Here is a 26301-nt window from a genome sequence, read left to right as displayed (position 1 = left end):
CGTCATGAAGAAATGCTCCCATTCCACAGAACGTGAAAAGATCCTCGCCCGAGCCCTGAGCCCCGTGGCGACGGAATTGCGCCTTCTCGACGCCGCAGACCTCATTTCCCTGCTGCGCTTCGAATGCTACGGCAATCTCTCCGACCTGGTCGCCTCGGCCGCGGAGCTTTATTTCCACCCCGGAACCGTCAATTTCGGCGCCGGCGGAGAATACAGGCTGGAATGGAGCGGTCCCGCGGAGGTCATCCTCGACCTCGAGATCAAGCCGCCGGGCATAAACGTCTACGCGCGATTGACACTGACCGACGCGCAGGCGGGCATCGAGATCGATCACATCGCCTTTCACGATCCGTCGGAGAGCCCGGAGGAGAACACCGCTTTTCTGGAGCGGAGCCTTGCGGAAGCGCAATTCATGCGGAGCGAATCCTCCGCGGCGGTGTTTTAGCCATCTAATGCAGTACGGACTGACGCGGACCGACGGCCTGCGTCAGTTGATGTAGCCGAGCCGGATGGCCTTGGCGATCGCCTGGATGCGGTTGACCGAATCCAGCTTGATGGTCGCCGAGCCGAGATAGGCATTGACGGTGTGAACCGAAAGCCCAAGGATTTCGGCAATCTCCTCGCTGATCCTGCCGTCACCGGCGAGCTGCAGACAGGAGATTTCGCGCTCGCTGAGCGATTCGGCGGGCACGCTTCGCTTTTCGTCGAGGGCCAGCAGGTCCATCATCACCTGGCAACTGCGGATATGCTGCTCGATGATGGCATCGCTTCCCAGATCCATCGAATTGCCGAGGAATACGGCATAGCCGTTGCCGAGCGCGCCGAGCCGCACCGGAAAGGCGACGCCGGAAACCGGCACCACGTCCGGTTCGAGCCGGCGGACAAGGGGAGAAAGTTCGCCAGCCTCGGCAGAGCCGGCCCCGGTTGCGTCCGCGCCGCGCCAGATCAGCGGCAACAGCGAGAGTTCCATATGTTCGAGGAAAACCTCGCCATAGCCTTCGATGAGCCTGTTGCCGTTCTCGAGACCGCCCGCGCCCCAATTCTCCAGCTCGCAGACCAGCTTGCGCTTGTTCGGCAGGCCGGCGCCGGCGATCCGGAAGACCGCGAAGTTGCGGGCCTTCAGATTCTTCTGCATGGCGATCATTTTCGGAAAGATATCCGATCGGCTGGAAGCGCGCTGGAGGCGCAGATACTGGATGCCCCCCTGGCCTTCTGAACCGCCGCGTGTATACGCCATATGCCCCGCCTAAACCAGATTGTTCCGCACCGCATAGGCAATCGCCTCGGAGCGGGTTTTCGTCGCCGTCTTGCGCATCACGCTGGTGATGTAGTTGTTGATGGTATTGCGCGAGATACCGAGAATGACGGCAATCTCGTCGCTGGTCTTGCCCTCCGCGATCCAGAACAGGCATTCGAGCTCGCGTTCCGTCAGTTCGAAATCCCGCTCGGAGCGGACATCCCTGCTCTCCGCGAAGCTCGCTCCGTAGGCCGCCAGCAATCCGATCTCACGCAGGCGCTCCTGGGACAGGATGGCTCCTTCGAGGAACAGCAGCATCAGGGAAAAGCGCGTGCGCCCGACGCAGAAGGTAAGAGAACAATATCGCCTGCCGAGTTCATGCGGAACCTGCGCATCTTCCGGCAGCACCGAGAAGGTCGGCGTCAGCAGGGAAAGGCATTTTTCCAGCTCGGTCGAGCGGGAGTAACCGCTCGCAAGTTCCGATCCGAGCCTGCGAACGAGATCGAAGGGCCAGTTGGAGGTGACGATGAAATCGAGGCCCTGTTCCTGAATGAGGTCGTATCTGGCGAGCAGGAAGTGTGAGGCCCCGACATAATCGGCCAGGATGCGCATGACGGCCTGGATGTTGTTGGCGCCCGCGGCAACAGTGATCCGCCGGGCCAGCTGTTCGCGCGACAAGGCCTTGGTGTCCGTGGGCTCCAAATGTCGCCCCTCCGATGCCGTGTCTGCCCCCAACAACCCCATTCCTATCTGTATCGCCTTGCAGGGACGCATGTCCCGGCAAGTTCACCTCCAACAAAATACTCGCTGCCGCATTCCCGCAGGCCCACCATCATGGTTCGGCGCGTCTCATTAAATCGAGAGCATTGTAGGAAACGTCCGGGGAATCGCCATTGGAGCTTCCGCCGTTTCCTGTGGCCTGGACGACAGCGTCTACTGATACGCCTGTCGTGGACCGAATGTACACATGCATTAAAAGGCATGGGCCGGATTTTGTCCGGCCCATGCTGATCATTTTTTTGTGAAGGCTGCTCAGGCCGCTTCGTCGACCGCCCATTTGCGGAGAATCTTGGCGGCGCGCTCCTCGCTGATCTCCACCATGCGGGAGAGACGCCGTTCCGGACCTTCCTTGAGGCGGCGGTTGAAGCCGCCCTCGTCGCCTCCGCCCAGAAGATCGTCGGAGCTGTCGAACCCGAAGTCCGCGCCGAAACCTTCCATGAGTCCCGGGCTGCCGCCGGCCGGAGAGAAGTCGGGCAGTTCCAGGCCGGCTGCGTCCGCCGTCGTCTCCGCTGCAACGCCGGTGCCGGTGACGCTGCGCACCAGCGGACGGATGCCGAGCCAGACCACGAGGAAGGCGACCGCGACGAAGGCAAGCGAGTTGACGATGGTGCCGAGATTGCGGCTGAGCGATTCCATGACGCCGGGGCCGCCCGCAGCTTCATCCAGAAGCTGGGTCTCGAGAAAGTCCATTGCCGTCAGCGTAACAACGTCGCCGCGCTCCGGGTTCAGACCGGAGGCCGAGGTCACGATCTTCTGCATCTCGGCGAGATAGGCATCGATCTTGGCCTGGTCCGCGGGCTCGCCGACCATCTTGGCGATCCGGCCACGATTGACCACAACCGCCACCGAGAGCTTCTCGATCTGGTAGCTGTTACGCGTGGTCGCGACCGTCTTCGAGTTGATCTCGTAATTGGTCTGCTCTTCGCGCTTGTTCGACTGGTCGGAGGATTGGGGACCGGCGGCTCCGCCCGGCTCGGGCGCGGCCTGGGGCACGTTCTGCTCGACGGTCGTCGCGGAATCGTTCTGGGACTGCTGCGAGCGCTGCTCTTCGCGGGTGACCCGCACCGAACGCTCGACCCGCGATTCCGGATCGAAGACCGTCTCCTGGATCTGCTGGCTGTCGGTGTTGAGCTGGGCCGTCACGCTGGAGCGGAAATTGTCCATTCCGAGGAAGGGCGCAAGCGCCTTGTCGATGTTCGACTCGACTTCCTGCTGGACGGTCTGGACGATGTTCAGGGACCGGTTGAGTTCGTTGTTACCGTATTCGTCGCCGGCGGCCAGCAACTGGCCCGTGGAATCGAGAATGGTGACGTCATCGACATCGAGACCAGGCACGGCGGAGGCCACCAGATGCCGGATCGCTGCCGCGGCCTTCCGGCCGGCCGACGTGCTCGCACGGATCATGACGGAGGCGGTCGGCTTCTGCTCCCCGCGCCGGAAGTTGCCGACATCCGGCATGACGATGTGGACGCGGGCGGCGGACACGCCGTTGATCTGCTGGACCGAGCGGCCGATCTCCCCTTCGAGCGCCCGCACCCGGGTGACTTCCTGCATGAAGGAGGTAAGACCGAGCGAACCGACATTGTCGAAGAGTTCGTAACCGGCATTGGCGCTGTTCGGCAGGCCGCGCTCGGCGAGCAGAAGGCGCGCCTTGCTCGTGCTGCCGACCGGCACCCGGATACTCGTCCCGTCCGGGCCGACCTCGAATGGCAGGCTGGCTTCGGCAAGCGCCATGCTCACCTGGTTCAGGTCGGTGGTTTCCAACCCCACATACAAGGTCTCATAGGCGGGTTTGTTCACGAAAATCGCCGCCGCGAGCACGATCGCGATCGACAGCACGCCGACACCGGCCAACGCAATGAGCCGCGTCTGGCCGAGACCCGCCAGATTCTTGAAAACAGGTGAAAATTGAGCCAACAGATTCATTCTGTCCCACATCGCAAACAAGGAAATAGAGCCTTTTCCAGGCTCACCCTAGGAAGCGAAGCTTGTGCGAGCGTTTCGGACGAGTGCGCTCGACGCTCATGGGACGGTGAAAAGTGGCGGGTGATTTATAGCCAGCCGTGCAAGAAGGCCCGCAATCAGAAGAAATCGAAATCGCCGGCTGCCTTGCCGAGCGGCTGGGAATGACCGTGACGGAGCCCGTTCGCCAGCGCCTTGCGCATGTCGGCAAGCTTGACGAGGCTGAGCGCGGTGGACACGTCTACGGTCCACTGGTCCGGAATGGTAGCGGTGATGGTGTCGATGAATTCGGCGAGCCCCCGCGTCTTCTGGACGGCGAGATCGATGCCTTGCAGTACCTTGATGCTCTCCGGCGACTGGAGGACGTCGGGTCCGCCAAGCTCGAGCAGCTGCGGCTCGACGCGCTCGATGAGATAGGCGACGTCGTGGAGTTCGGAAACCAGCCGCATCAGGACCTCAGGAAGGGATTCCTCGGTAGAGGCGGCGTGTGTGACGACTTCGTTCATGGTTTCCTCGCCGGAAAAGGCATTGCTTAGAGCGTTTCAGGGCTAAAAGAATTCGATGGAGCTTTCGGCGGGCTTGGGCGCGCGCACCGGGCGCTGCTCCATGGCCACGGTCTTCTGCGTTTCGGCGCCGGTGAGCGGATACTGGCGCGCCCTGCCGCTGACCGGCCAGTATTCGAGCTTGCGGCCGTGCTCGCCCCCGGTGGACGAGCCGACCACCGGAATGCCCTCGTCCTTGAGGAACTGCATGGCGAAGGCCGCGTTCTGCTCACCGACGTTCGAAAAGCTCGCAATGGTCTTCGCGCCGCCGAAGATCTTCGCCTCCAGCCTGTCGCGTCGGGCTCCCCGCTTCAGGAGACCGTTGATCAGCAGTTCCATCAGATGCACGCCATAGCGCGTCGCATCCCCGCCGGAGGCTGCCGCGCCTCCGGAGCCGGGGAGCAGGAAATGGTTCATGCCGCCGACACCGGCGACCGGATCGCGAAGACAGGCAGCCACGCATGAGCCCAATATCGTCGCCAGGACGACGTTCGGGTCGTTTTCGACCTTGTACTCGCCCTGGATGATGTGGACACGCCTGGCCGCGGCGGCGTCTGTCATTTCAGCGCTCCGAACACGGCCTCGATGGCTGCCTTCATCTTCTCGATGGTGAACGGCTTGGCGAGAACGTTGTTGGCGCCGAGCTGGGCGGCCTTCTGCACGAGTGCGCGGTCGCCCTGAGCGGTCAGAATGATGAACGCGGCCTTCTTCGTGTTCGGATTGCTGCGGACGGCCTGCAGGAAGCCGATGCCGTCCATCTTCGGCATGTTGAAATCCGAGATGACTAGGTGATGCGGCTGTTCGGCCATGATCTTCATGCCCTGCTCGCCATCGCCGGCGGCGGTGATCTGCTTGAAACCGAGCTGGGTCAGAGCGTCGCTGAGCAGCAGGCGGCTGGTCACCTGATCATCGACGATCAGGACTTTGATTTTTTCCGCGAGAGACATTTATTCGGTACCTTCCTTCCGGGCGGCAGTTAATTTCAAAACTTCTTCTCCGATGGAGCCCAGCGGCAATTGCTGCTCGACGGCTCCCATCTCGTAGGCAACCCTCGGCATGCCGTAGACCACACAGGTTTTTTCGTTCTGCCCGATGGTGCGCGCGCCTGCGCTGCGCATCCGGAGCAGTCCGGCCGCTCCATCGCGGCCCATGCCCGTCAGGATCACCCCGACGGCGCTGCGGCCGGCGAGTTCCGCGACCGAATCGAACAGGACATCCACCGACGGCCTGTGGCCGTTGACCGGTTCCCGCTCGACAAGGCGGCAGCTCGGGGCCGACGGATTGACCACCTGGAGATGCCGGTCGCCACCTGGCGCTATATAGACCTTGCCGATCTCCAGCCGCGCGCCATCGGTCGCTTCCTGCACCACGGGAGCGCAGATACGATTAAGCCGCTCCGCAAAACTTTTGGTAAACGTGGGCGGCATATGTTGAGTGATCATGGTGGGCGGGCAGTTCTTCGGGAACTTCTGCAGCACCGTGATCAGTGCTTCCACGCCCCCGGTCGATGAGCCGATCGCCACGATCTTGCGGCCGACCCTGTAGTCGGCAGCCGGCGTGACGGCGGGAGCGGAAACCGGACTGCGGCCGCGGCGCTGCGAGCGGGCCGCCGCCTTTACCTTCTCTGCGAGATCGACGAACGGCCGGACATCGCCCGGAACCGGCTTGCCGACGCAGTCGAAAGCGCCGATCTCGAGTGCCGCGAGCGTCGCGTCCGCGCCCCTATGGGTCAGCGTCGAAACCATGATGACCGGCATGGGGCGCAGCCGCATGATCTTTTCGAGGAAATCGAGGCCGTTCATGTTCGGCATTTCGATATCCAGCGTCACCACGTCGGGATCGAGCCGCTTGATCGCTTCGCGCGCTTCGAGCGCATCGCCGGCTTGGCCGATCACGTTGACTTCCGGATCGGAATTCAGCACGGCCGTGATCAGCCCGCGCATGGTGGGGGAATCGTCGACGACGAGAACGCGTGCAGGGGCGCTCATGCCTTCCTCCCCACGTTCTTGCCGATATGGCGGTAGGTGGTGATACCCGTGTTGTCGAAGAGATGCTTGGCGTCTCCCGAGACGCGCTCGGAATGGCCGATATAGAGGTGGCCGCCTTCCGGAAGGAGTGCTGCGAAGCGCGACCAGATCTTCATCTGCGTCGGCTCGTCGAAATAGATAACGACGTTGCGGCAGAAGATGACGTCGAAATTTCCCTTGAACGGCCATTGGGCCATCAGGTTCAGCTCGTTGAAGGTGATGAGCTTCTTGACCCGGTCATCGACCTGGAACTTGCGGCGGCCGCCCGCCTCCACCTCGCGAAACCATTGCTTGCGCATGGGCGGCGAGACCGTCTCCAGCGCGCCCTCGTCATAGATGCCGGCCTTTGCAGCCGCGAGAATCTTCGGGTCGATATCGGTCGCCAGGATGCGGAAGTCGTAATCGGCCGCGTTCGGCAGCATGGAAAGAACCGTCAGCGCGATCGAATAGGGCTCCTGCCCGTCCGAGCAGGCCGCCGACCAGATGCGGACGCGGCCGCCGTTCTTCGCACGGGCAATGAGCCCCGGCAGTACGTGATCACGCAGGTGCTCGAAATGGTGGTTCTCCCGGAAGAAACGGGTGAAATTGGTCGTCAGATGCGAGAGCATCTCGCGCCGGGCGACCGCGCCTTCCGGCGAGGCGACGAGCGCGCAATATTCCCGGAAACCCTTGAGGCCGAGCGCGCGGATATGCTTCGACAGCCGCGAATAGACCAGCGAGGCCTTGGATTCGTTCAGATAGATTCCGGCATCGGAATAGATCATCGCCGCGATTTCGGAGAGATCGCGGCGCGTCAGCGGATATTCTCCGTTCGCCATGATCTCATCGGGATGCTGCCGGCTTTCGGCAAGGCCCAGGGACGTCATGCGGCTTCGCTTTCCTTCTCGGGGAAGAGCGCATCCAGCTCGATCATGCAGATCATCCGCTTTTCGATGGCGAGAATGCCCCGCGCATACTGTTTCTCGATATCGGAGGAGATTTCCGGCACCGGCTGCATGTTCTCGTCTGTAACCGTCAGGATGTCGGAAACGGCCTCAACCAGCAGGCCCACCACCCGGCTCTTCACCTGCGCCACGATGATGACGTGGCGGGGAGAGGGCTCGGTCGGCTTCATTCCGAGCCGGGCCGACAGATCGACGATCGGCAGCACCGCGCCGCGCAGGTTGATGATGCCCAGCACATAGGCAGGCGCATGCGGCATGGGGGTTGCGGGCGTCCACCCGCGGATTTCCCGGACCGACATGATGTTCACGCAGAACTCCTGCTCGCCGATGCGAAAGGCGATGAGTTCGCGGCTTCCCTGGGTCAGATTCTTCACGGCGTACGACATGGATTATCCCGCGGCTGCAAGAGGCATTTCAGGCTTCAGCGCCAATTCCGGTTTAAGGGCCTGGCCGCGCGAGGCCGCAACGACCGCATCGACATCCAGGATGAGGGCGACGCGACCATCGCCGAGAATGGTGGCGGCCGCGATGCCCGGCACATGGGTGTAGTTCGCTTCGAGCGACTTGATGACCACCTGGCGCTGACCCTGGATGGCATCCACCATCAGGGCGCGCTGGCCGCCGCCCTCCGATTCCACCAGCAGCGCGACGCCCTCGACCGGGTTCGCCTGGATGGCGCGGAAGTTCAGGATACGGCCGACATCGACCAGCGGGCAGAAGGAATTGCGGATCGAAATCAGCCGGTGGTTCGCGCCGAAGGAATGGATGGCGGAGGCTTCCGGCTGCAGCGTTTCCACGATCGCCGTCAACGGCACCACCAGCGTCTGGCCCGCGACCGTCACGACCATGCCGTCGAGCACGGCGAGCGTCAGCGGCAGGCTCATGGTGAAGGTGGAGCCGTGTCCCGGCCTGGACGAGATCGAAATGCGGCCGCCGAGCGCCTGGATCGAGCGCTTGACCACGTCCATGCCGACGCCGCGGCCGGAAATGTCGGAAATCTTGTCGGCGGTCGAGAAGCCCGGCATGAAGATCAGGTTGTCGATCTCGTCGTCGGTGAGGTTCGCATCCGCCGCGATCAGGTCGTTGTCGATCGCCTTCTGGCGCACGCGTTCGCGGTTGATGCCGGCACCGTCGTCCTGCAGCTCGATGAGAATGCGGCCCGAACGATGCTTCGCGGTGAGCTTGATCGTGCCTTCCGGGGACTTGCCGGCGGCCTCGCGCTTCTCAGGCGTCTCGATACCGTGGTCTACGGCATTGCGGATCATGTGCGTGAGCGGCTCGGCCAGCTTGTCGATGACCGTCTTGTCAACTTCCGTGTTCTCGCCCTCGGTCACCAGGCGGATCGACTTGCCCACCATGTCGGCCACTTCGCGGACGATGCGTGACATGCGCTGGAAGACGGGCTTCACCGGCTGGGCGCGGATCGCCATGACCGAATCCTGGATCTCGCGGGTGAGCTGCTGCAGCTCCTCGAGACCCATGTTGATGGAGGAGGTGCCGGTCGCATCATTCTCGATGACGCTCTGGGAAAGCATCGCCTGGTTGATGACGAGCTCGCCCACCAGGTTGATGAGCCGGTCCACACGGTCAAGATCGACGCGGATCGTCTGGCCGGCGCTGGAAGCGGCGGCCGTGTTCTGCGCGGCAATCGCGGGTGCGGCGGCGGCCGCCGACGCTTCCTGCCGCTCGGCCACGCGCGCCGCGACGCTCGCAAGCCGCGTGACGTTCGTGGCGGTCTCGGCAGCCGCGAGAGTAGCAGCGACGATTCCGGAGGCCGAGGGCTCCTCGCTTTCCTCTTCCGAGGTGGGCGTCTCGTCCAGGATCGAGAGATCGAAGGGAACCGGCACCATCGGCTGCTCTTCGTCCGGACGAGCCGGTTCGGCGAGCTTCACCTCGAGATCGCAATCCCATTCGGCGAATTCGAAGACCGTCCGGATATCCTCCTCGCCCCTGGTCGTCTTCAGCGAAATCTTCCAGGCGAAATAGGCCTCCTCCGGGTCCATCTGGTCCAGGGCAGGCAGCGCGTCCGTATCGCAATGGATGCTCATCTCGCCCAGGCGGGAAAGGTCGCGCAGGAGAAGTGCCGCCTCATTGCCCTTCGAATAGAGCTCGCGGCGAGGCTTGAAGACGATCTCATAGGCGGAGCCTTCGAGCGTCACCTCGTCCTCTTCGTCAAACCCGTCGAAGGAGAACGGAATGGGCTGGAAGCCGCTTTCATCGGTCGGCTGCGGAGCGGCCTCGGCCGGCTTTGCAGCGGCCGCCTCGGTATGAACGGAAGGGGCCGGCAGCTCACCATTGGCAAGCGCCTCGAGTTCCTTCACCAGGCCACGGCTGCGCGCGGCGTCGACGCTGCCTCCATCGCGCGAGGCTGTCACGAGATCGGCCAGCACGTCGGCCGATTTCAGCATCACCTTCAGCACGTCGGGTGTCGGCTCCAGGCGGTTGGAGCGGACGCAATCCAGCGTCGTCTCGAAGACATGCGCGAAGGAGACGAGGTCATCGAGCCCGAAGGCGCCAGCACCTCCCTTGATGGAATGAACGGCGCGAAAAACGGCATTCACCGTCTCGGGGTCGCGATCCCCGTCGTTCAGCTTGAGAAGACCGGATTCCAGTTCAGCGAGCTGCTCTTCGCATTCCTGAAAGAAGATCTCTTTGATTTCGTTCATGTCCATCGGAGGAAATCCCGGTTCAGGCAGTTACACGCTCGATCGCATCGATCAGTTTCGCGGGGTCGAAGGGCTTGACGATCCAGCCGGTCGCACCGGCCTGGCGCGCCCGGTTCTTCTTTTCCTGGTCGCTTTCGGTGGTCAGCACGAGGATCGGCACCGCGCGGTACTTCTCGTTGCGGCGCACGCCCTCGATGAAACCGAAGCCATCCAGCCTCGGCATGTTGATGTCGGTCACGATGACGTCGGGGTTGGCGCCTTCGAGAACCTCGAGGCCTTCCACGCCATCCTCGGCCTGAATGGTCTCGAAGCCGGCATTGTTCAGCGTCACCAGAAGCATGTTCCGGATCGTCCGCGAGTCATCCACGGTCAGCACTTTCTTCTTCATGCTCAAATCTCCTTAGCAACCAATTGCTTGGCATCGATGCCGATGAGCCGCGCCGTCTTGTCGAAGGCATCCGAGGCACTCTCGACCAGGAAAGACTTTCCATCCGCCGCCCAGGCCCTGGCCGCGGCGACAAGCACCTGCGCGCATTGCACGCCGGCGCGTTCCACGTCCGAAGCGTCGATGACGACGTCGCTTCCGCGCATGGACATCAGCTTGCCGTGCAGCACGGAAGCCTCGTTCAGGTCCAGTATCGGGGAAAGCTTCAAGCTCCCCGGTGCAGGCTTATTGCTCGCCATCAGCTCATTCCCTGTCGCTTGTGCATTTCGAACTCGTCCTCGCCGAAACGCGCGCCGGCCGAGGAGCCGATTGCAACGAGGGACGGCGAGGCTTTCATGGCCGGCGGCCGAGGCGCATCCGACTGGTAGCGGGTCTGTCTTTCGATGCGGAACTCGCGGATCGTGCGGCCGAGCTCGACGATCACGCTGTGCAGCTCGTCGGCGCCCCCTCCCGCGCGGGAAGCGATGCCGGCATTCGCGGCGACACCCTCACCGATCACGCCGATTTCGGCGCTCACCCGGTCCAGACCGGCGGCCTGCTCTCCGCTTTCGCGGGCGATGCCGGCGATGGCATCGTTGATTTCGGAAACCTGCCGGACGATACCGCCGATGGCATCCTGCGTGCGGTGGACCATTTCCACGCCCGCATCGACCTGCGTCTTGGTGCCGTTGACCAGCGACTTGATCTCGCGGGCGGCTTCCGCCGAGCGCTGCGCGAGCGCGCGCACTTCCTGGGCGACGACGGCAAAGCCGCGGCCGCTTTCGCCCGCGCGGGCAGCCTCGATGCCGGCGTTCAACGCCAGGAGATTGGTCTGGAAAGCGATCTCGTCGATGGAACCGATGATCTGGCCGATCTTTTCCGCGGAGGCTTCGATATCCGCCATGGCGTTGATCGCGCGTCCCACCACTTCACCGCTTTGTTCGACGGAGCGGCGCGTCGCCGCGGCCGCTTTTTCCGCCGCCGCGGTTTCGGCAGCGCTTTCCCTCACCTTGCCGGTGATCGCCGTGAGCTGGCGCGCTGCCTCCTCAAGGCGATCTGCGTGCTCGACGGAAGCGGCGGCGAAGGTGCGCGCATCCCGGCCCAGCGTTTCGGAAAGGCCTGCCGCCTCCCTCCCCTGCGTTTCCGCCCGCTCGACGGAGGTGCGCATGGTCTCCACGGCCTGGCCAAGAAGCGCTGCAAGTTCGCCATAGGCTTCCGGGACATCCACCGGAGCGGTTACCGTAAGGTCCCGCTCGGCAAGCGAGGCGGCCACGCCCGAGAAGAGCTGCACCACTTCCACCTGGTCGGCCTCGCGCTGCTCGGCAAGCGCGCGCTGATGCTTCTGGCGCTGTTCGTTGAAACGCAGCGAAACGGCGATCTCGACATCCACCATCACCAGGCGAATGACGGCGCTGACCAGTTCCATGATCTCGCGCTCTCGGCGGCGCGCCGCCGGCAGCATCGCCTTTCCGCCGATCTCGGAAAGCGCGCCGGAAATCAGATGTTCGAGCACCACGGCATGACCCGCCACATGCCAGCGCGGATCGAGCCCCATGCGGCTTTCCGTATCGGAAAGCATCTTCACGCGCTCGGCATAGAGCGCGTCGAAGCGCGCGTCGGTCAGCACGCTCCAATGGGAGGCCTGGAGATCGTGGAGCCGGTCGACCTGGTTCTCGCTCTGGAAATTGCGGGCCGCTTCCGGGGAAGACTGGTAACGCTGGAAAAGGTCGCGAAGCCCGGCCTTCAGATGCGGTTCCAGCATCGGGCGGAAGCGCCGCAGGAGATCGCAGAACTCGCCGTCGAGGCCGGCAAAAGCCAGCCGCTCGCCCAGGCTGCCCGCCTGCGCCCGCCGCGCCTGATCCAATGGCGTTTCCTGCCCCAAAATCCATCCCCAAAATCATGGGCCTACCTCCCCTGGAGGATCGGCGAGAAAGAGCCCCTGCCAGCCAGGCACGAGGAATGCGGGGTGCCCCGCGCGGTCCGACGCCTCGCGTCGGCGGCGCGACGACCGCAGTCTTTTGCTGGATTGTCATGAGCGGATACCGGATCGAAACCGGTACGGCAGTGCGGCTTCATGCCTGAGGGAGACGGCAGTCGCCCCATTTCGCCGTGGTCCCCAATTTGTATGGTTAATTCCTTGCTCGAAGGTTAATGGAGCGTCCGCCGGCAGCGGCTTTTGCTCCGTAATCGCACGGACGGGAGCACCGAGGCGTCAGGCCTTCTTCCGTTTCGCCTCTAAGGCGAACCGCTTGCTCACATGCACGGAACCGGCAAGGCCGAAGCGCCAGGGCAGATCGACCGCCTGGCTGATGCCGATCCGCCTGCCGGTGACGACCAGCGGCGCTTCTTCCGCCGGCCTGAAGCGGAACGGCGGCTTAAAGAGGGAAAGCCCATCGTGCCCCCCGGTGATGCCGAGCGCCTGGCAGACCCGCCCCGGACCGGCTGAGAGCAGAAGCGGATCGGAACGGCCCCGGCGCGCTTCCATCGCGGCAATCCCCCAGACCGGCTCCAGGGCGCGGATGAGGACCGCGCTGCCCGGACGGCAGACGAGGTTCACGCACCAGTGGATGCCGTAGGAGCGATAGACATAGACATGGCCCGCCGGCCCGAACATGGTGCGGTTGCGGGGCGTCGGCCCGCGAAAACTGTGGGAAGCCGGATCGTCCGGCTCATAGGCCTCGGTCTCGACGATAATGCCGCCGGCGCCATCGAATTCGAGTTCGGCCCCAATCAGGTCGCGCGCCACCTCGACGGCGCTCCGCTCGAAGAACCCGCCCTGCCGCGATGCTTTAGCCTTGTCGCTCATGGCCATGACTTACGGGAAGACCAGAGAGCCGGCAAGTTCTGTAGAGCCTACCGAGCAGGCCATGGGCCCGACGCATTCCGCCGCTATGATTGCCCCATGGAGAAGAAGAACGGCATTCCCGTCCTCCTCGGCATCGTGCTCGGGGTCGCGATCGGCGCGGCGATGGACAATATCGGCATGGGAATAGGCATCGGCCTTGCGCTCGCGATCGCCATGCGGCTCGCGTGGCAGGGTAAGGGGGATGGGTAGCTTTGCGGCCGGATCGCGCGACCACGAAGCGCCCCCGCACTTAACCAGAGATGATCGGCGAGAAGATCGATCCACTTCGGACTGCGCCTCTAGCGGCGCAGGTTGCGGGCCGCGATCAGCAAGCATATCTGCCTGGTTTTAATTGTCTTCCTTTCGGACAATTTCGTCATCTCATTTACTTCGGCCCGAGAGCAGAGAAGACATTCGCGGCGCTAGCCACCAAAGCCCAAAGCGACAGGAAACCCATCCCCATAGCAAAGACTCGGGTAGCACCCACAACATCGCGCTTCTGTGAGTCGCGGCTAGGGAAGTAGTCTGTGCGGTGAACCATTCGCGGGTCCGCCCAATCGTGGTATATATTCGCGGCGGCTTGAAAATTGATCCATGCGGCAAAACCCGCTGTCAGAACGAAGACAATGCCGGCGACATTCCATTTCGCGGCCTGAAGCAACGCAATCAGCAAGTCGGGCCGAGTAGGGTCCTTGAGTAGGTTTATCGCGTAGATCGCGCCGCCATGCACGGCCAACCCTGATGCAAGAAGCCACTTCCCATAATCGATGTTAGCTTTGAACATCATCTCACGAGCCGATTTGAAAAACTCGTATTTCTCACGAGTATAATACTGCCACCGCTCGCGACGGTCGGGATCAGTCCATTTTGCGACAAAGACGGAGTTATCGGGATCTTCTGAATCGGTCGATGTTAATTTGCGATGCTCAGTCATGCGAATGCACTCGCCAAAACTATGCACCCGAGCAAAAAGAATAAGATCGAAAGGCCGACTGTGATTATGCCGGCAAGCATGAGCCCATCCGAAATCCTTAAGTGTCCGCCTTTCTTATCGGCTTCGCGTTCGCTCTTATCCACGTACCGCGTCGAAAGGAATGCGAGAACCCAAGTTGCGGCTGCGAGTGCAGTCCCGAGCGCCCATATTTGCAGACCGCCAGAGACGGATGATGCGAGACCGTTAGCTTTTAGGTCGGCAGCCTGGCTCAGAAGCGCCACCGCTGCGCCGCCATTGAGCAGAAAGGCTCCTTTAATGCCCTGCTGGGCGTACTCCTGTGAGATTTCGCGATAATCTGCCATACTGCTCCCGCTCCGCATGTTACTTAGGGTTGCCGAGTGTGGCGAGAAACCGAGGAAAATCAAGGGGAGCAAAGCGCGCCACAGCGCAATGCGAAAAAACCCATTGCTGGGTTGGAAATCTTCCTAGCATTTGACTGGAAAAATGGTGCCCGGAGGCGGATTTGAACCACCGACACGCGGATTTTCAATCCGCTGCTCTACCAACTGAGCTATCCGGGCATCGAGGCTTGAAAAGCCTTCCGGCAAGGCCGGCGGGGGTAGTCTCCCCCGGAAGCGAGCGGGGTTATAGCATCTTGCTCGCCCTTGTCCAGCACCGAAACCGACTTTTTTGACAGGTTTGCAAAAATCGCGAATTCGCCAGCAAAATCAGCCGTCGCGCCGCTCGTCGTCGGAGGGTTCGGCCTTGGTCTCGTCTTCCGCCACGGGAATGGCATAGGAGCCCTTCAGCCAGCGCGAAAGATCGAGCGTGCGGCAGCGGTCGGAGCAGAAAGGATAGTGGTCGCGCGCCGAAGGCTTGCCGCATTCCGGGCAGGGCCTGGTCTTGCGAAGCGGCTCCACCTTGCCGCCTGTCTTGATCGGTTGTGCCATGGTTAGGACCTTATTTATCCTTCCGGCCAGCCCGCCGCCACGTCGAAGCCTTCACCGGCCAGCAGCGCCATCACTTCGTAAAGCGGCAGCCCGACGACGTTCGTATAGGAACCCACGAGCTTCTGAACGAAGGAGCCGGCGATCCCCTGGATCGCATAGGCTCCCGCCTTGCCGCGCCATTGTCCAGACGCGATATAGTTCTCGATCTCGCCGCTGGAAAGCCTTTTGAAGCGAACCTTGGTCTGCACGACCTTCTGGCGGAACTTGCCGCCGGGGGTGACCAGGCAGATGCCGGTATAGACCCAGTGGCCGCGCCCGGAGAGGAGATGCAGCGCTGCGTGCGCCTCGTCGGTATATTCGGTCTTCTCGAGAATACGCCGGCCGACCGCGACTACCGTATCGGCGGACAGGACATAGCTGTGACGCCAGGCCGGATCGTCCCGCAACGCGGCGAGCGCCGCTTCCGCCTTCTCGGTCGAGAGGCGGCGAGCGAGCGAGCGCGGATGCTCGGACCGCTTCGGCGTCTCGTCGATATCCATCGGCATCAGCTTTGCCGGCTTGATGCCCGCCTGATTGAGAAGGTCGAGGCGGCGCGGCGAACCGGAGGCCAGGATAAGCTTTTGTTCCAGCGCCATGAGGAGGCCTTGCCGCTAGCCGGGCTTACTTGAAGCGGTAGGTGATGCGGCCCTTGGTCAGGTCGTAGGGCGTCATCTCGACCAGGACCTTGTCGCCGGCGAGAACGCGGATGCGGTTCTTGCGCATGCGGCCGGCGGTATGTGCGATAATCTCATGTTCGTTTTCGAGCTTCACGCGGAACGTCGCATTGGGCAGCAGTTCCGTCACGACGCCCGGGAATTCGAGGACTTCTTCTTTAGCCATCTAAGGGTTTTCTTCCTATGGTTGGTTTTCGGGCGGGGTCATCGAGACCGCCGCCCGTAAATTTGCGCGGAAACTACACAATCATGTCCGCTTTGTGAACTCGCATATTTGCGATTCCGTTCAGGCCGTCTCCGCGGGGTGCCGATGCCCTCCGCCAAGCCGCTCGTCCACCAGGCGCCAGAGGTGGTCGCGCACCTCCCGGTAGGCATCCAGCATCTGTTCGCGGCTGCCTGTTGCCGCCGTCGGGTCCATGGTCGGCCAGTAGACGACATCGACCGCGCTGGAGCGCGTCAGCTCCAGCGCCGCATGATGGGCTTCCGGGGTCAGCGTCACGATGAGATCGAAGAAATCGTCCTCGAGCTCTTCCAGCGTCTGCGGGTGATGACGGCCGAGCGAAAGGCCGATCTCCTCCAGCACGACATCCACGAAAGCGTCGCGCTCGCCGGATCTCACGCCTGCGGAACGAACATAGATATCGGGTGGCAGGATCCGTTTTGCAATGACCTCCGCCATCGGCGAACGAATGACGTTCCAGCCGCACAGGAAGAGGATGGCGCCCGGCCTGCCGCTGTTCGCTTGCGAGGCGGGAAACTCCTCCACGGCCGCTACCCCCGCCAATAGAGCACGCAGACCAGCGTGAACAGCCGCCGCGCCGTGTCGAAATCGATGCGGATCTTGCCGTCGAGCCGGTCCATCAGCGTCCGGGAACCTTCGTTGTGGATGCCGCGCCGGCCCATGTCGATCGCCTCGATGCGGCTCGGGGTGGCCGAGCGGATCGCCTCGTAATAGCTCTCGCAGATCATGAAGTAGTCCTTGATGATCCGCCGGAAGGGCGTGAGCGACAGGATATGGGTGGCGACGTCCTCATCCGCCTGCGTGGTGATGCCGAACATCAGCTTGGAATCCACCAGCGAAAGCCTCAGCCGGTAGGGCCCGCCGGAATGGCCGATCGGCTCGAAGGAGTTTTCCTCGACGAGGTCGAAGATGGCAACCGCCCGCTCATGCTCGACATCGGGGGTCGAACGCCCGATGGAATCGTCCAGAACGACCTCGCAGAGACGGAAGTCCGGCCGGCCCATCCGTCAACTCCCATCGTTCAGCCGGATCGCCACCGAGCGCGCATGGGCATCGAGCCCTTCGGAATGAGCGAGCGTGATCGCCGCGGGTGCAAGTTCGCGGAGCTGGTCGGGGCCCAGCCGCAGGATGGAAGTGCGCTTGACGAAATCGAGCACCGAAAGCCCGGAGGAGAACCGGGCCGAGCGCGCCGTCGGCAGCACGTGGTTCGAGCCGCCCACATAATCGCCGATGACCTCGGGCGTATGCCGGCCGATGAAGATCGCGCCTGCGTTTCGGATGCCCGGCATCAGCGCATCGGGATCGGCAACCGCGAGCTCCAGGTGCTCGGCCGCGATACGGTTTGCGAGCGGCAGAGCGGCCGAAAGTTCCGGCACGAGGATGACGGCACCGAAATCCCGCCAGCTTGCCGATGCCGTTTCAGACCGCGAAAGCGTCTTCAACTGCCGCTCGACCGCGGCTTCCACGGATTTGCCGAACGCCGCGTCATCGGTCATGAGGATCGACTGCGCGCCGGCATCGTGCTCGGCCTGGGCGAGCAGATCGGCGGCGATCCAGTCCGGATCGTTTTCCTTGTCCGCTATCACCAGCACTTCGGAGGGCCCGGCGATCATGTCGATCCCGACCGTGCCGAAGACCTGCCGCTTGGCGGCCGCGACATAGGCATTGCCCGGCCCGACGATCTTGGCGACCGGAGCGATGGTCTCCGTGCCATAGGCAAGGGCTGCGACCGCCTGCGCGCCGCCGATGCGGTAGATTTCGCTCACCCCGGCAATCCGGGCCGCCGCAAGCACGGCGGGATTGATGCGCCCGCCGCCGGCCGGCACGACCATGACGACGCGCGGCACGCCGGCGACGCTCGCCGGCACGGCGTTCATCAGCACCGAGCTCGGATAGCTCGCCGTGCCGCCCGGCACGTAGAGACCGACCGCCTCGATCGCCGTCCAGCGGGAGCCGAGCCCCACGCCGATCGCGTCCTCGTAGATATCGTCCTTCGGCATCTGCCGGGCATGGTGCTTCTCGATACGCGCAGCGGCGAACTTCAGGGCGTCGAGCACCTTCGGGTCCGTCTCGGCCACAGCGGCATCGATTTCCGCATCGCTGACGCGAATGCCGGCATTGCCGAGGTCTATGCCTTCGAAACGGGCGGAATAATCGATGAGGGCCTGGTCGCCGCGCGCCCGCACATCATCGATGATGGCCCGCACCACGGCGTTCACATCTTCCGAAACCTCACGCTTCGTCGAAAGAAAAGCGGAAAACCGCGCCTCGAAGTCTTCCGCTGCCTGCTCCAGCCAGATCGCCAAGGAGATAATCCTTCCAGTTCGAAAACCTTGATGCCGGCCGGATCCTTACGGGTGACGCGGCCTCGAGGCCGTTTCCCATGCGCCGCCGATATCTGCAAGCGCTACTTCGAGACATTCGACATCGAGCGCTATCGTGGCGGTGCCGGCGAGGATCAGTTCCACCGTGCCTTCCGGCCCTTCGCCCTTCTGGACGAAGCGGATGGCGAGAAGGGAGAGCACCTCCTCCTTCTTCTTGGGGTCGATGCCGGTCGAGCGCACGGCCTCCACGCGCTTGAAGACGAGCGCGCCGCGCCGCCGCTCATAGGTCTTGCGCCGGCCCCCGGCGTTTTCCCAGACGAAGCGGTTGGCCTCGAACGAGAACGACCGGCTTGCGGGCGACCAATGCACGTCGCCCACTTTGAAGACACTATCCTGCATATGGGCGGAAATGATCTCCAGGTCGTCCTTGTCCAGGGCCAGCAGCTTCAGCTCGGTCATCGTTTCGCTTTCCAGTGATGGCGCGTGTCCCGCGCCGAAAGATTACATGCTGGAAATAGGATGCCGACCGCAAAGAAGCAACAACCGGTTGTTTCCGCTCAACTCGGAAAATCGGCGGAAATGCTGGTTTCCTTCCAAGCCTCGATCTGCGCCAGCCTCTCCTTCAGCTTCTGCGTGACGCCGTTATAGGCGATCGCGCCGAGCACCAGATGGCGGGGCGGGTTCTCCGCCTCGGCCGCCGCGATGATCGCCTCGCCGGCGCGAACCGGATCGCCCGCCTGCCTGCCGCTGATCTCGGCAGTGGATTTCAACCGCGCACCGGCGGTCTCGGCATATTCGGTAATGCGGCTCGGCGTCTGCCTCAGCGAGCGGCCGGCCCAGTCGGTGCGGAACGGGCCCGGCTCCACGCAGGTCACCTTGATGCCGATCGGCGCGCCCTCGGCGGCAAGCGCATCGGAAAAGCCTTCGACGGCATGCTTGCTCGCCGCGTAATAGCCGGAGCCGGCAAAACCGATGAAGCCGGCCTGCGAGGTGATGTTGATGACGTGGCCGCGCCGGCGCGCCCGCATGCCCGGCAGCACGGCGCGCGTCATGGCGAAAAGTCCGAAAACGTTGGCATCGAACTGGGCGCGGATCTCATCTTCTTCGCCCTCCTCGAGCGCCGCCTGGTAGCCGTAGCCGGCATTGTTCACCAGAACGTCGATACGGCCGAACTTTTCCTCGGCGGCCTTCGCCGCCGCGGCGATCTCGCCGGCATTCGTGACGTCGAGATCGAGGGCCAGCGCATTCCCGCTGCCTTCTGCAAGATCGGCGACACGGCTTTTGTCGCGCGCGGTCACCACTGTCGGCCAGCCTCGGGCGATCGTGAGCTTCGCCAGTTCCCGGCCGAAGCCGGTGGAGCAGCCGGTGATGAACCAGACGGGTGCGGAAACGTCAGTCATGGGAGATTCTCCGTACGAGGGGGCGGATCGAGAAGGGAATGGCAGGTGAGATACGGGAAAGATAGGAACGCAAAAAAGGACGGCAAGGCATCGCCTCGCCGTCCTGTTACTTTAAACGTCCTCTGAGGAGGTGGTCAGTCGCTGACGCGTTCGACGACAGCGCCGCAACGGGTGAGCTTCTCTTCCAGACGCTCGAAACCGCGATCGAGATGGTAGACGCGGTTGACCATGGTCTCGCCTTCCGCGGCAAGGCCGGCGATCACCAGCGATACGGAGGCGCGCAGGTCGGTCGCCATCACGGGCGCGCCCTTCAGCCGCGCGACACCCTCGACGCGGGCCGTCTGGCCTGAAAGCGAAATCTTCGCGCCGAGGCGGGCAAGCTCCTGCACATGCATGAAGCGGTTCTCGAAGATCGTCTCGGTGATATTGGAAACGCCCGAAGAGCGGGTCATCAGCGCCATGAACTGCGCCTGCAGGTCCGTCGGGAAGCCCGGGAAAGGCTCGGTCGTGATGTCGACCGGCTGGATGCCATTGCCGTTGCGCACGATGCGCAGCCCGCTTTCCGTTTCGGTGATGTGGGCGCCGGCCTGCCGCAGCGTGCCGAGCGCGCTGTCGAGAAGCGTCGCATTCGTGCCCTCGAGCGTCACGTCGCCGCCGGCCATGGCAACCGCCATGGCATAGGTGCCGGTCTCGATGCGATCGGGCAGCACGCGGTGGCGCGCGCCGGAAAGCGAGGGAACGCCCTCGATGGTGATCGTGCTCGTGCCGGCGCCTTCGATCTTCGCTCCCATGGAGGTGAGGCAGCGGGCGAGATCGACCACTTCCGGCTCGCGGGCGGCATTTTCGATCACCGTCGTGCCGTTGGCGAGCGTCGCCGCCATCAGCAGCACATGGGTGGCGCCGACCGAAACCTTCGGGAACGTGTAGCGCCCACCGGTGAGGCCACCCTTGGGAGCGGTGGCGTTCACATAGCCGCCGTCGATCTCGATCTCGGCGCCCAGCGCCTGCAGGCCTTCAAGGAAGAGATCGACCGGACGCGTGCCGATGGCGCAGCCGCCGGGCAGCGAAACGCGCGCCCTGCCCTCGCGGGCCAGAAGCGGGCCGATCACCCAGAAGCTCGCGCGCATCTTCGAAACCAGCGCATAGGGCGCGGTCGTATCGGCGATGGTGCGGCAGGTGAAGTGGATGGTGCGGGCATAGCTGCCGCTCTGGTTTTCGCGGCGGCCGTTGACGGTGAAATCGACGCCGTGATTGCCGAGGATGCGCAAAAGCAGCTCGACATCGGCAAGATGCGGCACGTTTTCGAGCGTCAGCGTATCGCTCGTCAAAAGCGAGGCAATCATCAAGGGCAGCGCCGCGTTCTTGGCGCCCGAGATCGGGATCGTGCCGTTAAGTTGGTTGCCGCCGGTAATTCTGATGCGATCCATGGGGGTTCAACGGGCGGGGCCCGCCTCTCTTTCTTGTCGAGCGCGAAAGGAAAGGGCGTCCTTAGACGAATTCCCGCGCGGCATCAATCTTTGATGATCCAGGTTAACAGGAGGTATGAATGGGCAGTTCTGGTGGTGGCCGGCATTGGTCAGGATGATTCGTCCGTTTTTGCGGCAGGAAGCCCGTTCGCCATATCGGCCTCGCCGGCGCGGCGGGCGCGGGCCTGGCCTTTGCGTCGCTGGAGGTTTTCCCGAAGCTTTGCGGAGGCGCGCGCCTTGCGGGCCTGCTCGCGTTCGTCCGCCGCGCGCCGCCGCGCTTCCCGATCGCCGGAATGACCGCCCTCAGCCTCGGAAATCTTCGTCTCGTCGTCTTTCACCATGCCTCTTTCCTTAGCGAAAAAACCGGATTTCTCAAAGTGCCATGCGGGTTTTCCCGCGCCTCATCAAAATAACTTCCAATTTGCGGCTTGCGCTCTCCGCCAAGCTATGGCAATAGCCCCCTCGCCTGACGACACGCCCCGATCCGGGCGAGGCCGAAGCTGCTATAGCTCAGGGGTAGAGCACTCCCTTGGTAAGGGAGAGGCCGAGAGTTCAAATCTCTCTAGCAGCACCATTTTTTCCTATCCCCTTCCATGTTCCGCTCCAGCAAGTCATCCGGGCTGTGGAACCATTGCGTCTTGCCGCAAAAAACCACGGCCGCGCGAGGCGGCCGTGGTCCAATCCGATCAGGCGTTGGCGCCGCCGTCTATGGTCAGCGATGCGCCGGAGACGAATTTTCCTTCAGGCCCAGCGAGCCAGGCGACCAGGCCGGCAATATCCTCCGGCTCGCCGAAGCTGCCGGTCGCGATACGCTCCCGCTGCGGTTCGGAATGATCGCCGCCTGCGGGGTTCATGTCGGTATTCGTCGAACCGGGATGGACGACGTTGACCGTGATGCCGCGCGGGCCGAGGTCTCGCGCCAGCCCCTTCGTCAGGCCGATCAGCGCGGCCTTGCTCGCCGAGTAGAGGCTGATGCCCGGCCAGGGCACCAGTTCGGCCAGATTGCTGCCGATCGAGATGATCCGCCCGCCTTCGCCAAGGTGGCCCGCCGCCGCGCGAACGGCCACGAAAGGCGCACGCAGGTTGACGGCCATCACTTCATCGAAATCCGCAACGCTCGTTTCTCCGAGCGGCGCGGCGTGCCAGATGCCGGCGCTGTTTACCAGAATATCCAGTTTGCCGAAGGTCTCGACCGTCTTGCGGACCGCCTGTTCGATCGCTTCGGCCTCACGGTTGTCCGCCCGGATCGCAGCCGCGCGACCGCCCGCCTTCTCGATTTCGCGGACCACCTGCTCCGCCTTGTCTGCTGAATTCACATAGGTCAGCGCCACCGTGGCACCCTCTGCCGCAAGCCTTTTGGCGATCGCCGCGCCGATGCCCCGGCTGCCGCCGGTCACGAGGGCAACCTTGCCATCCAAGTTGATCGAGGTCATGCAAAACTTCCTTTTTTTGTAGTGAGCAATACATAATTAACTGTAGCGCTTGCCAGACCGCGTCAAGAGATTTATTTATCGCTCATTACAAAAAAGAGCTGAGCCATGCCCGAAAGAGGCCGTCCCCGCAGTTTCGACCGTAACGCCGCGCTGGAGAGCGCGATGCAGGTCTTTTGGGAGAAGGGATATGAAGGCGCGTCTCTGGCGGACCTCACCGCCGCCATGGGCATCAATCCGCCCAGCCTCTATGCCGCATTCGGGTGCAAGGAAGCGCTCTATCTGGAAGTGATGGAACTCTATAGCCGCACCATCGGCATGGAAATCTGGTCCTCGCTGGAGACCATTGCGACCATCAAGGAAGCCCTGAACGGCTTTCTGCTCGCGACAGCTAAGGCTTATTCGCAGCCGAACCAGCCGCACGGCTGTTTGATCGCACTCGGCGGCCTACATTCCGGCGAAGTGACGAAGCCGATCTGCGGCGCGTTTTGCAAGCATCGCGCGGACAGCATCGTGAAACTCCGCCAACGGTTGCAGCGCGCCGTGGCGGAGGGGGAATTGCCTGCGTCGATCGACGCGGAAGCGATCGCGACCTTCTACGCAACCGTGCAGAACGGAATGTCCATCCTCGCCCGTGACGGGGGAGATTACAGGGCGCTCAAGCATGTGGCCGATGGCGCCATGGCGGCCTTCGACGCCCTGACCGGCAGGTGACGCCCCTCAGAACCTCGCCGAGGCGAGCCGGTTCTGAAGCGTCCTGAGATCTTCGGCCTTTTTCGCCGCCAGACCCTTCTCCCAGGCGATCGCCGTTTCGACGATAAAATCGAGATCGTCATGACGCGGCGTCCAGTCGAGCAGGCGGCGGGCCAGGGTGGAATTCGCCACCACGCTCGCCGCATCGCCCGGACGGCGCGGCCCATAGCGGATTTCGAACTTGCGGCCCGCGCCCTTCATCACCGCCTCCAGCACTTCCAGCACGGAATAGCCCCGGCCATAGCCGCAATTGGCGACCAGCGGCTCGCCGCCGCGCCGCAGATAGCTCAACGCCTTCAGATGTGCGTTCACGAGGTCGGCGACGTGGATATAGTCGCGGATGCCGGTGCCGTCCGGCGTCGGATAATCCGTGCCGTAGACATCCACGCCGCGACGTTTCCCGAGCGCCGCCTCGCAGGCGATCTTGAGGAGATGGGTGGCGCCTTCCGTGGAAAGTCCCGTGCGGCCGACCGGATCGGCGCCCGCCACGTTGAAATAGCGCAGCGCCACGAAGCGGAAATCATGGGCCTGGGCCGCATCGCGCAGCATCAGCTCGGACATCAGCTTCGATTGGCCGTAAGGGTTCTTGGGAAGAAGCGGCGCGCTTTCCAGCACCGGGGCGTCGTCCTTCTGGTCGCCGTAGACGGCGGCGGTCGAGGAGAAGACGAAGTGGCGGATGCCGGCCTCGACGGCGGCGGCCGCCAGAAGACGGGTGTTGCCGGTATTGTTCTCATAATAGTCGAGCGGCTGGGCGACCGACTGCGGAACGACGATGGAGCCTGCGAAATGCAGGATCGCGTCGATCCCGTTCTCCGTAAATATCCGGTTCAGGACCTCGCGATCGCCGACATCGCCGAGATAGAAGCGCGCTTCCGCGGGCACCGCCCAGCGAAAGCCGGTGGAGAGCCGGTCGAGCACGACCACTTCCTCGCCGGCATCCAGCAATGCCCAGGCCATGTGACTGCCGATGTAACCCGCGCCTCCGGTAACCAGAACCGCCATTTCGATGCTTCCCCGCCTCTTGTCGTCGAGGCATCGAAGCATGCGGTCCGTGCAGCAATGATTACTCCGGCGGGTGCCGCTCAAGTATATCTGAAGGCAGGGCTAACCGCCGATTTCCGGAATCGTTCGGATTTTAGCGATCCGCCCTAGGGTCAAAACTCAATTAGAGTTTGGAGCGCGGTATGAGGGAAAATCGTTCAGTTCTAGGAGGCAAATCGATGGCGGGGCTCAACCCCGTCGAGATTTGGCGACGCGGAAATGGGCGATTTTCACCATATCCCTTCGGGACGCGGCGGATTTCGCGCCTTGCTGCGTCGAAGGCTCCTAGTGGAGTTATGCTCCACGTCGGTTCCTTCTCCTTGCCATCCACGAAATCCGGCTCGCGCCGCGCCCGAAACCTAATTGAATTTTGACCCTAAAGCTTCAGAATATAGTCGCGGAGTCGGCCGGCAGCCTCTTCCACCTGACGCGGATCACGCAGGAAGCAGGCCCGCAGGAAGAGCTCGCCTCCCTTGCCGAAGGCGGAGCCCGGCGCCAGCACCACGCCCGTCCTGTCGATGATGTCGAGCGCCGTGCGGCGGCTGTCCGTCACGCCGTCCACCTTGAGGAAGGCATAGAGAGCGCCATCGGGCTTCAACGTCTCGACCCGGTTGGTGGCGATCAGCGCATCGCAGAGGATGTCGCGCGAGCGGGTCGCCCTGTCGATATTGCCGCGTACGAAATCGTCGCCTTGATCAAGCGCCACCACCGCGCCGCGTTGCATGAACTGCGCCACGCCGGAATTGGAATACTGGATGAGGTTTTCGATCACCTGGCCGAGTTCGGGCGGGGCGACGATCCAGCCCACGCGCCAGCCGGTCATCGACCAGTTCTTGGAAAAGGAATTGGCGAAGAGCACCCGGTCTCCCTCCTCCATGATATCCATGAAGGAAGGCGCGCGCGGCGCATCGCCGTAATAGTAGAGAGCGTAGATCTCGTCGGCGATGATCCAGAGGCCATGCTTGCGGGCGAGCGCCAGGATATTCTCGAGGTCTTCCCGAGTGGCCGTCCAGCCGGTGGGGTTGGAGGGCGTGTTGATGAAGAGCGCCCTGGTGCGCGGCGTCACCAGCGCTTCCAGCTTTTGGAGGTCGAGCGACCACCCCCCGTCCTTGAAGTCGAGCGGCAGGCCGACGGCCCTGGCTCCGGAAATCTCCACGGCGGAAACGATGTTCGGCCAAGCGGGCGAAAGATAGATCAGTTCGTCGCCCGGAGAGGTCACGGCCTGCACCGCCAGCATGATGGCGTGCATGCCGGAACCTGTGACATAGAAATGTTCGACCGGCAGCGAGACGGAGAAGTGGCGGGCGTAATAGCGCGAAAGCGCCTCGCGAAGCTCCGGAATGCCGCGCTGCCAGGTGTAGAAGGTTTCGCCGGCCAGCAGCGCATCGCTTGCGGCCCGATTGATGAAATCGGGGCTCGGCAGATCGCCCTCGCCCGCCCAGAGCGGGATCAGCCCCTCCCGACCCCGGGCATAGGTGATGACCTCCACGATGCCGCTTTCGGGCGCTGCGAGGGCACGGGGGCTGAGGCTGCTGACGATCGACATGGAAAATCCCTTCAAGGTTTTCATGTCTTTTAGCGCAGCCGCCTCACGAATTCCCATGAGAATCCGTGAGGCCAAT

At 63.2% G+C, this 26301-nt stretch carries 32 protein-coding genes and 2 tRNA genes; 4 read left to right on the top strand and 30 right to left on the bottom strand.

The window, feature by feature from the left end; genetic code table 11:
* Positions 1-4: 4 nt before the first annotated feature.
* Positions 5-445, top strand: a complete 441-nt coding sequence (locus tag ACE04I_RS11240; protein ID WP_046794231.1) for a hypothetical protein — start codon at positions 5-7, stop codon at positions 443-445.
* 42 nt (positions 446-487) lie between these two features.
* Here ACE04I_RS11240 and visR read toward each other — a convergent pair whose 3' ends face one another.
* From visR to ACE04I_RS11170, 14 genes are all read right to left on the bottom strand, one after another.
* Complete coding sequence (visR, locus tag ACE04I_RS11235) at positions 488-1237, bottom strand: transcriptional regulator VisR (protein WP_046794230.1); 750 nt, start codon at positions 1235-1237, stop codon at positions 488-490.
* Positions 1238-1246: 9 nt separating this feature from the next.
* Positions 1247-1981, bottom strand: a complete 735-nt coding sequence (visN, locus tag ACE04I_RS11230; RefSeq protein WP_052760388.1) for a transcriptional regulator VisN — start codon at positions 1979-1981, stop codon at positions 1247-1249.
* A 288-nt stretch (positions 1982-2269) separates the two neighbouring features.
* On the bottom strand, positions 2270-3943 hold the full coding sequence (fliF, locus tag ACE04I_RS11225; protein ID WP_046794228.1) for a flagellar basal-body MS-ring/collar protein FliF: 1674 nt from the start codon (positions 3941-3943) through the stop codon (positions 2270-2272).
* A 155-nt stretch (positions 3944-4098) separates the two neighbouring features.
* Positions 4099-4485 carry a chemotaxis protein CheT gene (gene cheT / locus ACE04I_RS11220; RefSeq protein ID WP_046794227.1) on the bottom strand — a complete coding sequence of 129 codons (387 nt, stop codon included), beginning with the start codon at positions 4483-4485 and terminating at the stop codon, positions 4099-4101.
* A gap of 42 nt (positions 4486-4527) precedes the next feature.
* Positions 4528-5082: a chemoreceptor glutamine deamidase CheD gene (cheD, locus tag ACE04I_RS11215; protein ID WP_046794226.1), complete on the bottom strand. Its 555-nt coding sequence runs from the start codon at positions 5080-5082 to the stop codon at positions 4528-4530.
* The gene (locus tag ACE04I_RS11210) at positions 5079-5468 is read right to left on the bottom strand and encodes a response regulator (protein WP_037158816.1); all 390 of its coding nucleotides are present in this window, start codon (positions 5466-5468) and stop codon (positions 5079-5081) included. The genes cheD and ACE04I_RS11210 overlap by 4 nt, the downstream gene beginning before the upstream one ends.
* Positions 5469-6509 carry a protein-glutamate O-methylesterase CheB gene (gene cheB / locus ACE04I_RS11205; protein ID WP_046794225.1) on the bottom strand — a complete coding sequence of 347 codons (1041 nt, stop codon included), beginning with the start codon at positions 6507-6509 and terminating at the stop codon, positions 5469-5471. It lies immediately after the preceding gene.
* Positions 6506-7414 (bottom strand): protein-glutamate O-methyltransferase CheR, encoded by a 909-nt coding sequence (gene cheR / locus ACE04I_RS11200; RefSeq protein ID WP_046794224.1) that lies wholly within the window; start codon positions 7412-7414, stop codon positions 6506-6508. The genes cheB and cheR overlap by 4 nt, the downstream gene beginning before the upstream one ends.
* A complete protein-coding gene (locus tag ACE04I_RS11195) occupies positions 7411-7878 on the bottom strand; it encodes a chemotaxis protein CheW (protein WP_046794223.1) in 468 nt (155 codons plus the stop codon). Before ACE04I_RS11195 ends, cheR begins: the two co-directional genes overlap by 4 nt.
* 3 nt (positions 7879-7881) lie before the next feature.
* Entirely contained in the window at positions 7882-10164 is a 2283-nt protein-coding gene (locus tag ACE04I_RS11190; protein ID WP_046794222.1) for a chemotaxis protein CheA, read from the bottom strand.
* A 16-nt stretch (positions 10165-10180) separates the two neighbouring features.
* Positions 10181-10546, bottom strand: coding sequence for a chemotaxis response regulator CheY1 (gene cheY1, locus ACE04I_RS11185; protein ID WP_046794221.1), 366 nt, complete (start codon positions 10544-10546; stop codon positions 10181-10183).
* A gap of 2 nt (positions 10547-10548) precedes the next feature.
* Positions 10549-10842, bottom strand: a complete 294-nt coding sequence (locus tag ACE04I_RS11180; protein WP_046794220.1) for an STAS domain-containing protein — start codon at positions 10840-10842, stop codon at positions 10549-10551.
* Complete coding sequence (locus ACE04I_RS11175) at positions 10842-12446, bottom strand: globin-coupled sensor protein (protein ID WP_487207043.1); 1605 nt, start codon at positions 12444-12446, stop codon at positions 10842-10844. Before ACE04I_RS11175 ends, ACE04I_RS11180 begins: the two co-directional genes overlap by 1 nt.
* Positions 12447-12794: 348 nt before the next feature.
* The gene (locus ACE04I_RS11170; protein ID WP_046794361.1) at positions 12795-13388 is read right to left on the bottom strand and encodes a DNA-3-methyladenine glycosylase; all 594 of its coding nucleotides are present in this window, start codon (positions 13386-13388) and stop codon (positions 12795-12797) included.
* Positions 13389-13484: 96 nt separating this feature from the next.
* On the opposite strand from ACE04I_RS11170, the gene ACE04I_RS11165 reads away from it, so the two are divergent.
* Positions 13485-13637 (top strand): glycine zipper domain-containing protein, encoded by a 153-nt coding sequence (locus tag ACE04I_RS11165; RefSeq protein ID WP_170986305.1) that lies wholly within the window; start codon positions 13485-13487, stop codon positions 13635-13637.
* A 175-nt stretch (positions 13638-13812) separates the two neighbouring features.
* Here ACE04I_RS11165 and ACE04I_RS11160 read toward each other — a convergent pair whose 3' ends face one another.
* From ACE04I_RS11160 to ACE04I_RS11100, 13 genes are all read right to left on the bottom strand, one after another.
* Entirely contained in the window at positions 13813-14361 is a 549-nt protein-coding gene (locus ACE04I_RS11160; RefSeq protein ID WP_046794218.1) for a hypothetical protein, read from the bottom strand.
* Complete coding sequence (locus tag ACE04I_RS11155) at positions 14358-14723, bottom strand: hypothetical protein (RefSeq protein WP_046794217.1); 366 nt, start codon at positions 14721-14723, stop codon at positions 14358-14360. The genes ACE04I_RS11160 and ACE04I_RS11155 overlap by 4 nt, the downstream gene beginning before the upstream one ends.
* A 143-nt stretch (positions 14724-14866) precedes the next feature.
* Positions 14867-14942: transfer RNA gene (locus ACE04I_RS11150), tRNA-Phe, on the bottom strand.
* A 147-nt stretch (positions 14943-15089) separates the two neighbouring features.
* Complete coding sequence (gene yacG / locus ACE04I_RS11145; RefSeq protein ID WP_046794216.1) at positions 15090-15311, bottom strand: DNA gyrase inhibitor YacG; 222 nt, start codon at positions 15309-15311, stop codon at positions 15090-15092.
* Positions 15312-15325: 14 nt separating this feature from the next.
* Complete coding sequence (locus ACE04I_RS11140) at positions 15326-15946, bottom strand: Maf-like protein (RefSeq protein ID WP_046794215.1); 621 nt, start codon at positions 15944-15946, stop codon at positions 15326-15328.
* Positions 15947-15971: 25 nt separating this feature from the next.
* The gene (gene infA / locus ACE04I_RS11135; RefSeq protein ID WP_004435948.1) at positions 15972-16190 is read right to left on the bottom strand and encodes a translation initiation factor IF-1; all 219 of its coding nucleotides are present in this window, start codon (positions 16188-16190) and stop codon (positions 15972-15974) included.
* Positions 16191-16310: 120 nt separating this feature from the next.
* Positions 16311-16790, bottom strand: coding sequence for an arsenate-mycothiol transferase ArsC (locus ACE04I_RS11130; RefSeq protein ID WP_046794214.1), 480 nt, complete (start codon positions 16788-16790; stop codon positions 16311-16313).
* 5 nt (positions 16791-16795) lie between these two features.
* The gene (locus ACE04I_RS11125) at positions 16796-17269 is read right to left on the bottom strand and encodes a UPF0262 family protein (RefSeq protein ID WP_046794213.1); all 474 of its coding nucleotides are present in this window, start codon (positions 17267-17269) and stop codon (positions 16796-16798) included.
* A 3-nt stretch (positions 17270-17272) separates the two neighbouring features.
* The gene (hisD, locus tag ACE04I_RS11120; RefSeq protein WP_046794212.1) at positions 17273-18571 is read right to left on the bottom strand and encodes a histidinol dehydrogenase; all 1299 of its coding nucleotides are present in this window, start codon (positions 18569-18571) and stop codon (positions 17273-17275) included.
* A 45-nt stretch (positions 18572-18616) separates the two neighbouring features.
* Positions 18617-19048, bottom strand: coding sequence for a DUF2948 family protein (locus tag ACE04I_RS11115; protein ID WP_046794211.1), 432 nt, complete (start codon positions 19046-19048; stop codon positions 18617-18619).
* 98 nt (positions 19049-19146) lie between these two features.
* Positions 19147-19989 (bottom strand): oxidoreductase, encoded by an 843-nt coding sequence (locus tag ACE04I_RS11110; RefSeq protein WP_046794210.1) that lies wholly within the window; start codon positions 19987-19989, stop codon positions 19147-19149.
* 134 nt (positions 19990-20123) lie between these two features.
* Positions 20124-21416, bottom strand: a complete 1293-nt coding sequence (murA, locus tag ACE04I_RS11105; RefSeq protein WP_046794209.1) for a UDP-N-acetylglucosamine 1-carboxyvinyltransferase — start codon at positions 21414-21416, stop codon at positions 20124-20126.
* A 149-nt stretch (positions 21417-21565) separates the two neighbouring features.
* Positions 21566-21796, bottom strand: coding sequence for a hypothetical protein (locus ACE04I_RS11100; RefSeq protein WP_137326651.1), 231 nt, complete (start codon positions 21794-21796; stop codon positions 21566-21568).
* 158 nt (positions 21797-21954) lie between these two features.
* Here ACE04I_RS11100 and ACE04I_RS11095 point away from each other — a divergent pair.
* Positions 21955-22029: transfer RNA gene (locus tag ACE04I_RS11095), tRNA-Thr, on the top strand.
* Between the two features lie 112 nt (positions 22030-22141).
* On the opposite strand, the gene ACE04I_RS11090 is transcribed toward ACE04I_RS11095, so the two are convergent.
* The gene (locus tag ACE04I_RS11090; protein WP_046794207.1) at positions 22142-22888 is read right to left on the bottom strand and encodes an SDR family NAD(P)-dependent oxidoreductase; all 747 of its coding nucleotides are present in this window, start codon (positions 22886-22888) and stop codon (positions 22142-22144) included.
* 105 nt (positions 22889-22993) lie between these two features.
* On the opposite strand from ACE04I_RS11090, the gene ACE04I_RS11085 reads away from it, so the two are divergent.
* Positions 22994-23599 carry a TetR/AcrR family transcriptional regulator gene (locus ACE04I_RS11085; RefSeq protein WP_046794206.1) on the top strand — a complete coding sequence of 202 codons (606 nt, stop codon included), beginning with the start codon at positions 22994-22996 and terminating at the stop codon, positions 23597-23599.
* Positions 23600-23605: 6 nt separating this feature from the next.
* On the opposite strand, the gene galE is transcribed toward ACE04I_RS11085, so the two are convergent.
* Positions 23606-24640: a UDP-glucose 4-epimerase GalE gene (gene galE, locus ACE04I_RS11080; protein ID WP_046794360.1), complete on the bottom strand. Its 1035-nt coding sequence runs from the start codon at positions 24638-24640 to the stop codon at positions 23606-23608.
* A gap of 415 nt (positions 24641-25055) precedes the next feature.
* The gene (locus ACE04I_RS11075) at positions 25056-26225 is read right to left on the bottom strand and encodes a pyridoxal phosphate-dependent aminotransferase (RefSeq protein WP_046794359.1); all 1170 of its coding nucleotides are present in this window, start codon (positions 26223-26225) and stop codon (positions 25056-25058) included.
* Positions 26226-26301: the final 76 nt, after the last annotated feature.

The sequence above is a fragment of the Rhizobium moroccans genome, assembly GCF_057559155.1.
Note: the sequence above shows the minus strand (reverse complement) of the source record. Positions and strands in the feature narration are given on the sequence as shown.

Excerpts from the sequence above, each read along its gene's own strand:
- ACE04I_RS11240 (WP_046794231.1), top strand. The coding sequence starts at position 5 with ATGAAGAAATGCTCCCATTCCACAGAACGTGAAAAGATCCTCGCCCGA.
- visR (WP_046794230.1), bottom strand. The coding sequence starts at position 1,237 with ATGGCGTATACACGCGGCGGTTCAGAAGGCCAGGGGGGCATCCAGTAT.
- visN (WP_052760388.1), bottom strand. The coding sequence starts at position 1,981 with ATGGGGTTGTTGGGGGCAGACACGGCATCGGAGGGGCGACATTTGGAG.
- fliF (WP_046794228.1), bottom strand. The coding sequence starts at position 3,943 with ATGAATCTGTTGGCTCAATTTTCACCTGTTTTCAAGAATCTGGCGGGT.
- cheT (WP_046794227.1), bottom strand. The coding sequence starts at position 4,485 with ATGAACGAAGTCGTCACACACGCCGCCTCTACCGAGGAATCCCTTCCT.
- cheD (WP_046794226.1), bottom strand. The coding sequence starts at position 5,082 with ATGACAGACGCCGCCGCGGCCAGGCGTGTCCACATCATCCAGGGCGAG.
- ACE04I_RS11210 (WP_037158816.1), bottom strand. The coding sequence starts at position 5,468 with ATGTCTCTCGCGGAAAAAATCAAAGTCCTGATCGTCGATGATCAGGTG.
- cheB (WP_046794225.1), bottom strand. The coding sequence starts at position 6,509 with ATGAGCGCCCCTGCACGCGTTCTCGTCGTCGACGATTCCCCCACCATG.
- cheR (WP_046794224.1), bottom strand. The coding sequence starts at position 7,414 with ATGACGTCCCTGGGCCTTGCCGAAAGCCGGCAGCATCCCGATGAGATC.
- ACE04I_RS11195 (WP_046794223.1), bottom strand. The coding sequence starts at position 7,878 with ATGTCGTACGCCGTGAAGAATCTGACCCAGGGAAGCCGCGAACTCATC.
- ACE04I_RS11190 (WP_046794222.1), bottom strand. The coding sequence starts at position 10,164 with ATGGACATGAACGAAATCAAAGAGATCTTCTTTCAGGAATGCGAAGAG.
- cheY1 (WP_046794221.1), bottom strand. The coding sequence starts at position 10,546 with ATGAAGAAGAAAGTGCTGACCGTGGATGACTCGCGGACGATCCGGAAC.
- ACE04I_RS11180 (WP_046794220.1), bottom strand. The coding sequence starts at position 10,842 with ATGGCGAGCAATAAGCCTGCACCGGGGAGCTTGAAGCTTTCCCCGATA.
- ACE04I_RS11170 (WP_046794361.1), bottom strand. The coding sequence starts at position 13,388 with ATGAGCGACAAGGCTAAAGCATCGCGGCAGGGCGGGTTCTTCGAGCGG.
- ACE04I_RS11165 (WP_170986305.1), top strand. The coding sequence starts at position 13,485 with ATGGAGAAGAAGAACGGCATTCCCGTCCTCCTCGGCATCGTGCTCGGG.
- ACE04I_RS11160 (WP_046794218.1), bottom strand. The coding sequence starts at position 14,361 with ATGACTGAGCATCGCAAATTAACATCGACCGATTCAGAAGATCCCGAT.
- ACE04I_RS11155 (WP_046794217.1), bottom strand. The coding sequence starts at position 14,723 with ATGGCAGATTATCGCGAAATCTCACAGGAGTACGCCCAGCAGGGCATT.
- yacG (WP_046794216.1), bottom strand. The coding sequence starts at position 15,311 with ATGGCACAACCGATCAAGACAGGCGGCAAGGTGGAGCCGCTTCGCAAG.
- ACE04I_RS11140 (WP_046794215.1), bottom strand. The coding sequence starts at position 15,946 with ATGGCGCTGGAACAAAAGCTTATCCTGGCCTCCGGTTCGCCGCGCCGC.
- infA (WP_004435948.1), bottom strand. The coding sequence starts at position 16,190 with ATGGCTAAAGAAGAAGTCCTCGAATTCCCGGGCGTCGTGACGGAACTG.
- ACE04I_RS11125 (WP_046794213.1), bottom strand. The coding sequence starts at position 17,269 with ATGGGCCGGCCGGACTTCCGTCTCTGCGAGGTCGTTCTGGACGATTCC.
- ACE04I_RS11115 (WP_046794211.1), bottom strand. The coding sequence starts at position 19,048 with ATGACCGAGCTGAAGCTGCTGGCCCTGGACAAGGACGACCTGGAGATC.
- ACE04I_RS11110 (WP_046794210.1), bottom strand. The coding sequence starts at position 19,989 with ATGACTGACGTTTCCGCACCCGTCTGGTTCATCACCGGCTGCTCCACC.
- murA (WP_046794209.1), bottom strand. The coding sequence starts at position 21,416 with ATGGATCGCATCAGAATTACCGGCGGCAACCAACTTAACGGCACGATC.
- ACE04I_RS11100 (WP_137326651.1), bottom strand. The coding sequence starts at position 21,796 with ATGGTGAAAGACGACGAGACGAAGATTTCCGAGGCTGAGGGCGGTCAT.
- ACE04I_RS11090 (WP_046794207.1), bottom strand. The coding sequence starts at position 22,888 with ATGACCTCGATCAACTTGGATGGCAAGGTTGCCCTCGTGACCGGCGGC.
- ACE04I_RS11085 (WP_046794206.1), top strand. The coding sequence starts at position 22,994 with ATGCCCGAAAGAGGCCGTCCCCGCAGTTTCGACCGTAACGCCGCGCTG.
- galE (WP_046794360.1), bottom strand. The coding sequence starts at position 24,640 with ATGGCGGTTCTGGTTACCGGAGGCGCGGGTTACATCGGCAGTCACATG.
- ACE04I_RS11075 (WP_046794359.1), bottom strand. The coding sequence starts at position 26,225 with ATGTCGATCGTCAGCAGCCTCAGCCCCCGTGCCCTCGCAGCGCCCGAA.